The 12,500-nt window shown below is 41.4% G+C and carries 10 protein-coding genes; 6 read left to right on the plus strand and 4 right to left on the minus strand.

Annotated elements, in window-relative coordinates:
• Nucleotides 1–177 precede the first annotated feature (177 nt).
• The 5 genes from ptsP (at nt 178) to ABJK37_RS19500 (ending at nt 6,687) form a co-directional block, all read left to right on the plus strand.
• A complete protein-coding gene (gene ptsP, locus ABJK37_RS19480; RefSeq protein WP_348357349.1) occupies nt 178–2,466 on the plus strand; it encodes a phosphoenolpyruvate--protein phosphotransferase in 2,289 nt (762 codons plus the stop codon).
• A gap of 35 nt (nt 2,467–2,501) precedes the next feature.
• Nucleotides 2,502–3,335 (plus strand): thymidylate synthase, encoded by an 834-nt coding sequence (locus tag ABJK37_RS19485; protein WP_348357351.1) that lies wholly within the window; start codon nt 2,502–2,504, stop codon nt 3,333–3,335.
• Nucleotides 3,336–3,376: 41 nt separating this feature from the next.
• A complete protein-coding gene (locus ABJK37_RS19490) occupies nt 3,377–4,393 on the plus strand; it encodes a response regulator (RefSeq protein WP_348357353.1) in 1,017 nt (338 codons plus the stop codon).
• A gap of 11 nt (nt 4,394–4,404) precedes the next feature.
• Nucleotides 4,405–5,358 carry a GGDEF domain-containing protein gene (locus tag ABJK37_RS19495; protein WP_348357355.1) on the plus strand — a complete coding sequence of 318 codons (954 nt, stop codon included), beginning with the start codon at nt 4,405–4,407 and terminating at the stop codon, nt 5,356–5,358.
• Between the two features lie 63 nt (nt 5,359–5,421).
• Nucleotides 5,422–6,687 (plus strand): AmpG family muropeptide MFS transporter, encoded by a 1,266-nt coding sequence (locus ABJK37_RS19500; protein ID WP_348357357.1) that lies wholly within the window; start codon nt 5,422–5,424, stop codon nt 6,685–6,687.
• On the opposite strand, the gene ABJK37_RS19505 is transcribed toward ABJK37_RS19500, so the two are convergent.
• Nucleotides 6,684–7,016, minus strand: a complete 333-nt coding sequence (locus ABJK37_RS19505) for a hypothetical protein (RefSeq protein ID WP_348357359.1) — start codon at nt 7,014–7,016, stop codon at nt 6,684–6,686. The two genes, ABJK37_RS19500 and ABJK37_RS19505, sit on opposite strands and share 4 nt — an antisense overlap.
• Before the next feature lie 138 nt (nt 7,017–7,154).
• Nucleotides 7,155–8,096, minus strand: coding sequence for a DUF3530 family protein (locus tag ABJK37_RS19510; RefSeq protein WP_348357361.1), 942 nt, complete (start codon nt 8,094–8,096; stop codon nt 7,155–7,157).
• 96 nt (nt 8,097–8,192) lie between these two features.
• Here ABJK37_RS19510 and ABJK37_RS19515 point away from each other — a divergent pair, with 96 nt between their 5' ends.
• Entirely contained in the window at nt 8,193–8,762 is a 570-nt protein-coding gene (locus ABJK37_RS19515) for a GNAT family N-acetyltransferase (protein ID WP_348357363.1), read from the plus strand.
• A gap of 8 nt (nt 8,763–8,770) precedes the next feature.
• Here ABJK37_RS19515 and ABJK37_RS19520 read toward each other — a convergent pair whose 3' ends face one another.
• Nucleotides 8,771–9,427, minus strand: coding sequence for an RluA family pseudouridine synthase (locus ABJK37_RS19520; RefSeq protein WP_348357365.1), 657 nt, complete (start codon nt 9,425–9,427; stop codon nt 8,771–8,773).
• Nucleotides 9,428–9,437: 10 nt separating this feature from the next.
• Nucleotides 9,438–12,272 carry an RNA polymerase-associated protein RapA gene (gene rapA / locus ABJK37_RS19525; protein ID WP_348357366.1) on the minus strand — a complete coding sequence of 945 codons (2,835 nt, stop codon included), beginning with the start codon at nt 12,270–12,272 and terminating at the stop codon, nt 9,438–9,440.
• Nucleotides 12,273–12,500 lie beyond the last annotated feature (228 nt).

Raw genomic sequence — 12,500 nt, forward strand, 5'->3', positions numbered from 1 at the left:
TCATGTCCGAAGGGTTTTCCTCAAAACGCACTCAGTCGGCGTTAAAACCCGTTTACTTGGACGACTAAACTTCATAGATTTCGCCTTGATAGTGTACATTTTAAGGAAATCTTGGCGACATTTGAATGGTCACTAGGTCCTAATTAACCAGATATTCATGAGAGATAAACAAGTTTTATGCTAACTACGCTTAAACGTATCGTTCAAGAAGTGAATCAAATTCCCGTATTTGATGATGCCTTGAGCTGTTTGGCAAATAGGTTAATAGAAGCGTTAAAAGTTGACTCATGTAGTATTTATTTAGCTGACTATGAGCAGCAACACTTTATGTTGGTTGCGACTAAAGGCTTAGCAAAGACCGCTGTTGGTCAAGTATCAGTTGGCTTTTCAGAAGGGCTAGTGGGCCTAATTGGGCAGCGTGAAGAACCACTCAATATAAGTGATGCGCAAAGACACCCTCGCTTTAAGTTCTATCCAGAAGTTCAAGAAGACAATTACCATGCTTTTTTAGGTGCCCCAATCATCCATCAGCGCAAAGTGTTGGGGGTGTTAACGCTACAGCAAAAACGCAAAAGACGCTTTAGTGAAAACGAAGAAGCCTTTTTGGTAACTTTAGCGATGCAACTGGCTGTTGAAATAGCTAACGCAAAAGCCCGTGGGTCAATTAACTTATTACAAGAAAATGTTCCCAAAGACTGGCAAAAATCTTTAAAGGGTGTGCCTGGCTCTTCAGGATTGGCAAGTGGCGTGGGTTATCTACAAAACATGATGGTCAGCATTCACAGCCATGTGCCTAAGCGCAGTGACGATCATGAAGTACAAGTACAGAACTACCGACATGCAGTAAAGCAAACGCAAGCCGATATGGCAGTGTTGTCAGAGCGTATGCAAGGAGAAGTGCCTGACGATGTGCGCGCGATTTTTCAGTTGTATTATCACTTACTCGATGCAAATAGTTTAGGTCGGGACGTAGAAAAAGAAATCAAATCTGGGTGGGATGCGGCCACATCTTTGAAAATGGTTGTCGAGAACTATATTCGTCAATTTCAAGCTATGAATGACCCCTACATGCGCGAACGAGCTGTAGATGTTGAAGATATGGGCAATAGGGTGCTGGCCAATATTTTGGGATTTACTGCGGTAAAAAATGAAAAGCGCGAGATCCCTGAACAGGCTATCTTAATTGCCGAAGAAGTCACTGCCGTGATGTTGGCTGAGTTCCCTAAGGAAAAGCTCGTGGCCATTGTTTCTATGCGGGGGTCAAACAATTCCCACGCAGCTATTATGGCTCGAGCCATGGGAGTGCCTGCTGTTATGGGGCTGAGCAATATACCCATTGCTTTGCTGCACGATAAAGAAATTTTACTCGACGGTTACACCGGTGACGTGATTGTTTCACCGAATACCACGATAAGACGGGAATTTGAGCAGTTATTGCTTGAAGAGCAATTATTATCAGAGCGTATTCATTCTGAAGATTCGTTACCGGCTATTACTACGGATAATTGTGAAATCCGCTTGTTTACCAATGCCGGATTATCACTAGAAGCCGAAGCAAATGATAATCCTTTCTCCGATGGCGTAGGACTGTTCCGTACCGAAATTCCTTTTATGATGCGAGAACGATTTCCTACCGAATTAGAACAAGTAGAGCTCTACCGAGGCTTGCTTGAAGCTGAACCCAATAAACCCTTTACTATGCGTACCTTAGATGTGGGGGGAGACAAACCTTTACCATATTTTCCTATATCAGAAGAAAATCCTTTTCTTGGCTGGCGTGGGATCCGTCTAACCTTAGATCACCCTGAAATTTTATTGGTACAAATCAGAGCAATGCTCCGTGCTAGTATTGGTTTGGAGAACTTAGGTATCATGTTGCCGATGATCACCTCCGTAAGTGAAGTAAGTGAGGCAAAACGCCTTATTCGCCAAGCGTTCCATGAGGTTGAAGAAGAAGCCCAAGAGCAAGGGCAAACGCTTCATATGCCTAAAATTGGGGTGATGTTGGAAGTGCCAGCGGTTCTCTATCAATTACCACAACTTTCCAAAATTGTAGATTTTTTCTCGGTAGGCAGTAATGATTTAACTCAATATCTGTTAGCTGTAGACCGCAATAATGCACGGGTAGCTGATTTATACGACAGTTATCACCCAGCGGTGTTAAGCGCTTTACATACTATTGCTAAACATTCTGACCTATTACAAGTACCGGTCACTGTATGTGGTGAATTGGCAGGGGAGCCTGGTGGGGTGGTATTATTGCTGGCAATGGGCTACAGAAAACTTAGCATGAATAATCATAATCTACTTAAAGTAAAGTGGATTATTCGCAATATTCACCGTGGTAGTGCCGAACAATTATTGGCTAAGGTACTGACCTTAAATAATCCTATAGATGTACGTGAAGAAATAAACCTTTATCTTGAATCAGTTGGGTTGGGCGGATTGATGCGCGCCGGTATATAAATAATAAATTTTAACCTATTAAGAGATTAAGCAGAATGCAACAATATTTACAGCTAATGCAACATGTATTAGACACAGGTGTAAAAAAAGAAGACCGCACTGGAACCGGAACATTAAGTGTATTTGGTTATCAAATGCGCTTCGACCTAAACGCCGGCTTTCCTTTGGTTACCACTAAAAAGTGCCACTTACGTTCCATCATTCACGAATTATTATGGTTTTTGAAAGGCGAAACAAATATCGCTTATCTAACCGAAAATAATGTAAAAATTTGGGATGAATGGGCCACAGACGATGGTGAATTAGGACCTGTATACGGAAAACAGTGGCGCAGCTGGGAAGGTGCAGACGGACAGGTTATTGATCAAATCAGCGAGTTAGTGGAACAAATCAAAAACAACCCTGATTCAAGGCGATTAATAGTTAGCGCTTGGAACCCCGCTGTTTTGCCCGATACCCGTTTTTCTCCCAAGGAAAACGCAGAGCAAGGTAGGCAAGCTTTGCCACCTTGTCACACAATGTTCCAATTTTATGTGTTGGAAGGGAAGTTATCTTGTCAATTATATCAACGTAGTGGTGACATATTTTTGGGCGTTCCCTTCAATATTGCAAGTTACGCATTGTTGACTATGATGTTAGCGCAAGTTTGCGATTTAGAGGTGGGAGACTTTATTCATACCTTAGGAGACGCACATTTATATTTGAATCATTTGGAGCAAGCAAAATTACAACTCACTCGGCAACCTTACGCCTTGCCGAAAATGAAAATCAATCCTAGTATTAGCGATATCTTTGCTTTTGAAATCAAAGATTTCGAATTACAAGACTATCAGGCACATGACCACATCAAAGCGCCAATTGCTATATAAAATTGGCGTTAGGCTGACTAAAATCAGGTGACAATTTTCATATGACTACTCCTGTACTTATTTGTGATGATTCAAGTTTCGCTCGTAAACAAATGCAAAGATCTATTCCTGACGGCTGGGATGTCGAAATAAATTTTGCCGAACACGGGCAAGAAGCGTTGGAGTTGATCAGAGCAGGAAAAGCGGACGTGATGTTTCTGGATTTAAACATGCCTGTAATGGATGGTTATCAGACCATGCAAGCAATCAAGGATGAAGACTTACCTACTATGGTGATAGTGGTGTCTGGAGACGTACAACCCGAGGCACGCAAGCGAATGTTAGCGCTGGGTGCCCTCGAATTTATCCGTAAGCCAACTGACAACGCAAAGTTGGCAGAAATTCTTAATCAATTTGGACTATATACTGGAAAGGCTTCTGCGAATAAGCGTGTTACAGACGTTAAACCAGCATCGGAAAACTCCCAAGTAGAAAAGTTAGATGCTTACCGAGAAATGGCCAATGTGGCTATGGGGCAAGCTGGAGAAAGCCTTGCTAAGTTGCTTGGTGAGTTTATTGATTTGCCGATCCCAAATGTTAATTTGATCACCAATACTGAACTGCATATGGCAATAGCTGATATTCAACGCAATGAGAGTGTATCAGCCGTTTCACAAGGTTTTATAAGTGCAGGTATTAATGGGGAAGCCTTGGTGATTTTCAACGATTCTAACTTTGGTAATATGGTTAAGTTGTTGAAATATTCAGGGGATAATAATAGCAGTTCTTTAGAGCTTGAAGCGCTGATGGATGTTTCAAACATATTAATTGGCGCCTGCTTAAGGGCATTGTCGGAGCAATTGCACTCGGTATTTAGTCATAACCATCCAATCATTTTGGGGCGACACTGCGATTTGGATGATATTTTAAAAAACACCACCCGTAGAAAAGAAGATATGTTAGCTATCGAAATTGCATATTCGATCAAGAGTCAGGACATAAGCTTTGATTTATTGTTGTTATTTCCTAATAAATCTATCGACTTAGTATTCGATAAACTTGTCACATTTCAAAATTAAGGTCTGATTTTATGGCGGTAGACAGTAGTCTGGAAGAAATGCATTGGAAACATGATCTCCTCGGATCGATTGAGGTAGGGATCGTGGTTTTGGATAAGAATTATAATGTACAAGTGTGGAATCAGTTCATGGAGAACCATAGCAGCATAGTGCCTGGGATGATCCAAGACAAAAATTTATTCGAGTTTTTCCCTGAAATTGATCAACATTGGTTTACTAGTAAGGCCGCACCAGCGTTTTCTTTAAAAAGTCCGGTGTTTATTATTTGGGAACAACGACCCTATTTATTTCATTTCGACTGCAATCGGCCTATCACCTCGCAAGCTAATTTTATGTACCAGAATATTACGATCTTTCCTTTAGCTTCGTTGACTGGAAAAGTAGAACAGGTGTGTTTGGTTATATATGATGTCACCGACGAAGCAGTGACTCGATTGGATATGCAATCTCTCAATAGTCAGTTAGAAGAACTTGGTCGGGTAGATGGCTTAACGGGGCTTTATAATAGACGTTTCTGGGAAGAACAGTTCGTTATGGAATACAAAAGAAGTATTCGAAGTGATAATCCATCAACACTTATTATGTTAGATATCGATCATTTTAAGAAGGTTAATGATACGTACGGTCATCCTGCCGGCGATGAAGTGATCAAGGCTTTGTCCAATATTATTACAAAAGCTATCCGTGAAACCGATATAGCTGGCCGCTATGGTGGTGAAGAATTTGCGATTCTTTTGCCAGATACGCCTGTTGCCAATGTGGAGTTCGTTTCAGAACGTATTCGCCGTTTAGTTGAGAAATGCACAGTGAAATATGATGAGATTGATATTACATTTACAATCAGTATTGGAATTGCTGCTTTTACGAAAACTTACAACAACAGTACTCAATGGTTAGACTCAGCCGACAAAGCTTTGTATCAAGCAAAAGAGTCAGGTAGGAACCGAGTCGTTCTTGCTGTATAAATCTATTTCATGTCTGCAATTCGCAAGCGTCTTAAATAAAACTAATAACAATAGCGTGTCTTAATGTCTAACAAAACCTTCAAAGAAGCGATCTTGAATAAGCGCATGTTAATATGCATTACAACAGGATTTTCTTCTGGCTTACCCCTTTATTTACTTATTCAATTTGTACCAGCTTGGTTGCGTTCTGCTGAAGTAGATTTATCAACTATTGGGCTAATCAATCTCGTATTGTTTCCGTATACGTGGAAGTTTTTGTGGTCACCAGTAATGGATAGGTTTGTGTTGCCCTTTTTTGGACGACGTCGAGGGTGGATGTTTGTAACACAAATCATGTTAATCGCATTAATGAGTGCGTTGTCTTTGTTTAATCCAGCTACTCAGCTTAGTCAGATTATACTGATTGTTTCGGCAATTTCTTTTTTCAGCGCCAGCCAAGACATTGTGATTGATGCTTACCGGAGAGAAATATTGCCGGATGATGAACTGGGAGCAGGTAATGCTTTTTATGCGCAAGCCTATAGATTGTCGTCATTTATCCCCGGTTCACTGGCGATGATCTTAGCAGGGTTTTTCCCTTGGTCAGTGGCCCACTTGAGTATTGCGGTTTTTATGTTAGTTGGCTTAGTCACTACTCTTTTAATCAAAGAGTCATCTAAACCTGGAGACGAACCACAAACAATGCGTATTGCAGTTATCGAGCCTTTTAAGGAGTTTTTTCAACGAGATGGTTGGCAGCAAGCTGTTTGGATGTTGCTGTTTTTGGTTTTGTATAAACTAGGCGATAGTATGGCTACTGCCTTAGAAACGCCATTTTTCATGGACATGGGGTTTTCAACAGTAGAAATTGGTTCAATCGCAAAAATATCCAAAACAATTGGCGCTACCGTTGGGACGGTTCTGGGCGGTTTAGCGATGGTTAAGTTGGGTATCAATCGAAGTTTATGGATTTTTGGCGTATTCCAATTGGTTTCCATCTTGGGGTATGTATTACTTTCCGTCATTGGATACAATCATCTTATGCTCGCGATTGCTAGCGGCTTTGAATACTTAGGTGTTGGCTTAGGTTCAGTTGCACTTATTGCCTATATGGCAAAGTCTACCAATAAAAACTTTACGGCTACTCAGTTTGCGTTATTTTCTAGTATCGCGGTCATCCCCCGCACTTTCGTGAGTGCGACTACTGGTTTCATAATAGAGTCCGTAGGTTACACACAGTTTTTTATTATTTGTTTTGTTTGCGCCTTACCGGGAATGTTGATGTTGCTTAAAATCGCACCTTGGAATAGTAAGCAAGGCGAAGAGGCAGACAAAGAGCAAGCTATCTAGGGTCTTATACCGATGCAGTCTAGGGGCATCGGATAATCACCATCACTTTCTAGGCAGCATAAACAGGTTTCTAGTTCACCTCTTAAATAGAGATCTTCGGTGAGCGCCTTTTTAGGCCAGTAGTGTACTTGATGCAACAAGTGCCAAAATACTTGTTCAGTGTTTTCGTAAGGTAAATTCTTTCCTTTTTTTATTTGTGCCCACTCCTCCATAGTATCCCAAAAAAACAAATCTAACTCAGAATAGGGGATCTTGTGTTGTAAGAATCCACGGACAAAATATGCCAGCTGTTTGGACTTACTATGTACAAAATGACTCACGGTAGACACTAACTTAACCTTTGCAATAAGATGGTGACAATTGTGATTAAGTATAGCTAGAATTTTTATTTTTACAGACAATAGAAAGGATTCTTAAAGCTCGCTGCATTTGATGAAGTGATCGGGAGTGACATTAATTAGGGTTAATTACCAGCCCATACGGCTGACCCAACCATAAATTTCTTTACTAACGTAGCCGCTATGATACGAAGAGGTATTAAAGCCCAACAATTTTCTTTGTCGGTACTGCAGCTTGAGTGCTTTGATTGCAGCAATTTGACGTTCTGCCACTGTCATTTGTGCCCATCCATTGTCTCCGCCACTAAACAGATCCAATACTGGCATTGTAGTGTTTGCAATCCAAATTGGTAGACGCTGATTGTGTTTTCTATCAGGCCAAAAAGGGCTGATAGCAACAAACGCATCGGGACTTTCGACGGTTTTTTCTGCGTAAATTTTACTTAACCATGCTGCACTTGTACCTTTGCTGATAACTAAAAAGAAACCGGGATATTCTTTGGCTTTTTCGATAACAGCCTGCAAAAGAGCAACCAATTGTTGCTCGTGTTTGATAAAAGCGACATTATCGATCACCGATACAGCTGCTTGACTGATATCCATATTCGTTGCCGTTTCGGTGGGGGCTAGTTCTTGTGGGTCGGTTGCCGCAACGGGCTCTGCCCCCTCAGCAATGATTTCATTCTCGACTGAGTTAGGCGCCTGTTCTCTATAGATAGTTGGCGTAAATCCAGCATCTGGTGCGGGAAGTAAAATAGTGACCCAGCCAATTTTATTGAGTTCGTCAGCTAATCCTGAAAATCCTGCTTCACTCGTGATGGGCACTCCTGTGTCTGCAATCATAACCGCTACTCCACGAGCAATGGCTGTGGTATGTTCTCGTAATACATAGATGACTTGCTGTTCATCTATTTCAAAACTTTGATAAGTGTCAGAAAATAACCCACGCTGAATATCCAATCTTCTTAGTAATTGTTTATCTGGTGCCCCATAACTTTGGGAGCACAACGTGACTAGAATGAATAAAAGCAGAAATTTAATAACGGTAATAACTCTGATTAAGTAACCCAACTAGGTTATCGGAAAGACATAAGTAGTTCTTTAGTTTTGCACTCGACATTATTTAGTTAATAATGGGCTCACAGTCATTTTTAAACTAGAGATTTGGTGACCATTCTGAAATTTCCAATCATTGAGACTCAGCGATTGTTACTCAATAAACTCACAGTAGAGGATCGCGATACCATATTCGCTATTTTTTCAGATCCTAAAACTGTTGAGCACTATGATGTAGAACGCTTTAAAAGCGTCGAAGAAGCCGACCAATTGATGGCATACTTTGACGCAAGGTTTGCCAGTAATACTGGGATTAGATGGGCAATACGTGATAAATCCAGCGGAAAATGTATAGGTACGTGTGGCTATACCAATTGGAACGAATTTGATCACAGTGCCGTTGTGGGCTACGAGTTATCTAAAGAATATTGGGGAAAGGGATTTGCCACTGAAGCAGTCGCGAGTATTTTGGATTTTATTTTTGCAGACAATTTTCATTTCTACGTACATCGTGTAGAAGCACTCATTTTGCCAACCAATAAACCGTCGCAACAATTGGTAAAACGTTTAGGGTTTCATTTCGAAGGTAAGCTACGGGGAAAATGTTACTGGAACAATGATTTTCATGACATGGATATGTTTGGAATATTACGCCATGAACATCGCAAAGAAAATTTTTAGTTAATCAATTAAAACGGCACCGGTGTCTCAAAATGTAACAGCTGCTCGCTGCTTGGATGGCGAAAACTAAGGCGCATAGCGTGTAAGTTTAGCCTACTCGCCATACTTAACGCTTCTTCATGGGCGTATAGCCGATCTCCTATAATGGGATGCTGCATACTTAACATGTGTACTCTTAGTTGATGTGAGCGGCCAGTAACTGGTGTCAGTTCCATTCTGGTTGAGTGATTGTTTCGTTCAAGCACTTGCCAACGTGTGAGTGCCTTTTTACCGCGTTCATGGTCTACCATTTGTTTTGGACGGTTTGGCCAATCACAAATAAGAGGTAAATTTATCTCTCCTGCATCTTGCTGTACTTTTCCAAATACAATGGCTTGATAGGTTTTGGATGTTTCACGTAGCTCAAATTGTTTGGAAATATGCCTATGGGCGGGCTTATTCAATGCCATGATCATCAATCCTGAGGTGGCCATGTCTAAGCGATGAACCACTGTTGCACAAGGAAATACTCTTTGTACACGAGTTTGTAAACTATCAGCATGTTCTTTAGCCTTGCCAGGAACGCTCAATAGACCACTCGGTTTATTGAGCACTAGAATATCGTCATCTTGTGCGATGATTTGCAAATACGGATTGGTTGGAGGGGTATAGTTAAGAAGAGCCATCAGATAGTACCTATTTAGGGTTATTTACAATTAACCTGACCGCTTCAAGGTTTAACTTCGCTTCGCTCATGATATTTTTTAGGCTATTGATTTGGTTCGCAATGTGTTCAATTTCTTCATCACGAATAGAAGGGTTCACTTTTTGTAAGCGTTGCAGTCTATCGTGCTCTGTAACTAACATTTCCTGCATCTGGTCTATTCGTTTAGTTCTCACTATTTGTGATTGTTGTTCAGCTTGCTGTTGCGCGGTATCCAAGCACTTTTCTAATTGTGCTTTTAAGGCGCTGATTAACTGATTCCCCATTTTGGGTAATACCGGTTCTAACTGAATAAATTGGCCATTCACCAAAGTTAGATTGGCATCAATGCATATTTTAATGGGGGTAGGTGGTAAAAAACGTGACAGTTGAAGGCCGTGAGCCGCTTTGGCTGAAAGTACAAAAAGGCATTCTAACCAATAAGCGCCAGCGGGTTTGCTTTTGTCACTACAAAAAGCGACAGAGCTTTTGCCTATGATATCTGTGGTCAACATATCCATGGCATGATGAATCATTGGATGATCCCAGCTTAAGAAAGTGACATGTTCTAAAAGTGTTGCTGTGGTGCGTTCATAGGTAACAGTCATGCCTTCTTCGTCCAACCCAGGAAGAGGACTAATCATGGTTTCTGTCGGGCGCAACAAATAACAACTCTCACCATGGTCTTCCTGTAATAAACCAATAGCATCAAATAACCGTGTCATAAATAGTTCTAGTTTGGGAGATTGCTCGGCTTGCAAAATTTCGTCTAAGAGGCCATCAATTCGGCCTTTACCAGATGAATTAAGTTCAAGTAATTTATCTCTGCCTTGCTCCAGTTTTTGTTTGAGCTGCCGGTGCAAACTCGCCGTTTGGTTGATTAGCTGTTGTGATTTTGGGATATCGTTGGGATCTTGAATACAGGCATGCAGTAATTCTTGGGTTTCTTCGTAAACAGTCATGCCGGTCGGACAGGTATGCTCGAATGCTCCTAAACCCTGATGATACCAATCGAGCAACACTTGTTGAGCCGACATATCAAAATAAGGCACATGAATACACACATCGTGTTTTTGTCCGATTCGGTCAAGGCGGCCAATTCGTTGTTCTAGAAGATCGGGTACTAAAGGTAAATCGAACAAAATTAGATGATGTGCAAACTGGAAATTGCGGCCTTCACTGCCAATTTCACTGCAAATCAATACTTGAGCTCCTTCTTCAGACTGAGCAAAATAATTGGCAGCTCTGTCGCGTTCAACTATTCCCATTCCTTCATGGAAAACAGTGGAACGAGTACCCGCTTTGATACGTAAAGCCTCAGACAGTTGCAAAGCGGTACTGGCATTGGCACAAATGGTTAGGACTTTTTCACCTTTTAGTGATTTTAACTGCTGAATAAACCACTCAACTCTAGGATCAAAATTAACCCAAGTATTAACGACATCCGGGTGTCTTTCTGGAGTCAACTGTAATTGCAAGTTGTTAGGATCTTCGGCGAGCAACAAAGAATATTCAATTGGCTGCTGCAAAGAGTAGCCAAATAACTTTCTCGTTGGAAAACCACTGACACCTGCTCGACTGTTTCTAAATAACAAACGACCAGTGCCATGTTGGTCCAATAAAGTATGCAACAGTTTGGTTTTCGCGCTCATTCCTGACGTGTTGATATCCTTTAACATCTCAGGCGCTGCAAACTGACCAATTGCGTGAATATTATCATCGTTAAGTTTTGCACCACTAAGCAAGGGGCCAATAGCGGTGGCAAGTTGACTATATTGTTTTTCTTCGGTTACAAAACTGTGATAGTCATGAAAACGTGCAGGATCGAGTAATCTAAGCCTAGCAAAGTGGCTTTCGTGGCCCAGTTGATCGGGTGTTGCTGTGAGTAGTAAAACACCTTTAATGACATCAGCTAAACCTTCTATGATTTGGTATTGTTGAGAGGGCTGACCCTCAGACCAAGTTAGATGATGTGCCTCATCTACTACCATTAAATCCCACTGAGCTTCTAATGCTTGTTGGTAATAACGACTGTTGTGAGTTAAAAAGTCAAGACTACAAATGATCAGTTGTTCTGCTTCAAACGGATTGCCAGAGTCATCAGACATGGCTTCGCAGCGCTCTTCATCGAATACAGAAAAGGCTAAGTTCACTCGGCGTAACATTTCTACTAACCATTGGTGTACTAAGCTTGAGGGAACCACTATTAATACTCGCTGGGCTCTGGCTGTTAATAGTTGCTGGTGGATAATGAGTGCTGCTTCGATGGTTTTACCGAGTCCAACTTCATCAGCTAATAATACTCTCGGGGCGTGACGTCGTCCCACTTCCGACGCGATATGTAACTGGTGAGGTATGAGGTCGACGCGGGCGCCCACAAAGCCTAATAAAGATGAGGTGTTGTGCTCGAATTGATGAGATAGGCACTGCTCTCTCAAGTCAAACCACTTGGGATCGTCGAACTGACCATTCAATAATCGTTGTTCAGGTTGATTGAGCTGAAAATGGTGGTCAATGAAAGTTTCTTTTAAGGTGACAGTTTCGCCATTATCAATTCGATTCCCGATATACATAAGTTGACCGCTTTCTTGTTTTACTTGCTCAACCAATAACTCCCAACCTTCGTGACTTTTTACCGTGTCGCCCATTAAAAATTCAATTCGAGTTAATGGGGCCGTTTGCGCGGCATAAACACGGCTTTCTCCTGTAGCAGGGAATAACACTGTCACTGTACGTGATTCAATTTGTACAATAGTTCCCAGACCTAAATCAGTCTCGGTGTCACTGAGCCAGCGTTGCCCTAAGGCAAATATTTGTTGCTTAGCCATGGTCTAGTCCTTACTTATCGAATTACTACTTTTGATGCTCGCCTCACGAGGGGCGCGCATTGTAGCAAAAAATTAACTGGTAACAGTTTAAAAGTAGATGATTGTCGGAAGAAAGTGTTTTATTGTGGGTTGGTAAACCTGTAGTTAAATTTGTTTGAGCACAAGTGTTTACTACTAGAGCGACAGCATGATTTAACTGACAGGCACTTTATCTAAGTCCTTCAGGAG

Source organism: Paraglaciecola sp. (assembly GCF_039964565.1).
Classification (GTDB): Bacteria; Pseudomonadota; Gammaproteobacteria; order Enterobacterales; family Alteromonadaceae; genus Paraglaciecola.

Bases quoted from the DNA above. Each gene is read 5' to 3' on its own strand.
- ptsP (WP_348357349.1), top strand. From the start codon at position 178: ATGCTAACTACGCTTAAACGTATCGTTCAAGAAGTGAATCAAATTCCC.
- ABJK37_RS19485 (WP_348357351.1), top strand. From the start codon at position 2,502: ATGCAACAATATTTACAGCTAATGCAACATGTATTAGACACAGGTGTA.
- ABJK37_RS19490 (WP_348357353.1), top strand. From the start codon at position 3,377: ATGACTACTCCTGTACTTATTTGTGATGATTCAAGTTTCGCTCGTAAA.
- ABJK37_RS19495 (WP_348357355.1), top strand. From the start codon at position 4,405: ATGGCGGTAGACAGTAGTCTGGAAGAAATGCATTGGAAACATGATCTC.
- ABJK37_RS19500 (WP_348357357.1), top strand. From the start codon at position 5,422: ATGTCTAACAAAACCTTCAAAGAAGCGATCTTGAATAAGCGCATGTTA.
- ABJK37_RS19520 (WP_348357365.1), bottom strand. From the start codon at position 9,427: ATGGCTCTTCTTAACTATACCCCTCCAACCAATCCGTATTTGCAAATC.
- rapA (WP_348357366.1), bottom strand. From the start codon at position 12,272: ATGGCTAAGCAACAAATATTTGCCTTAGGGCAACGCTGGCTCAGTGAC.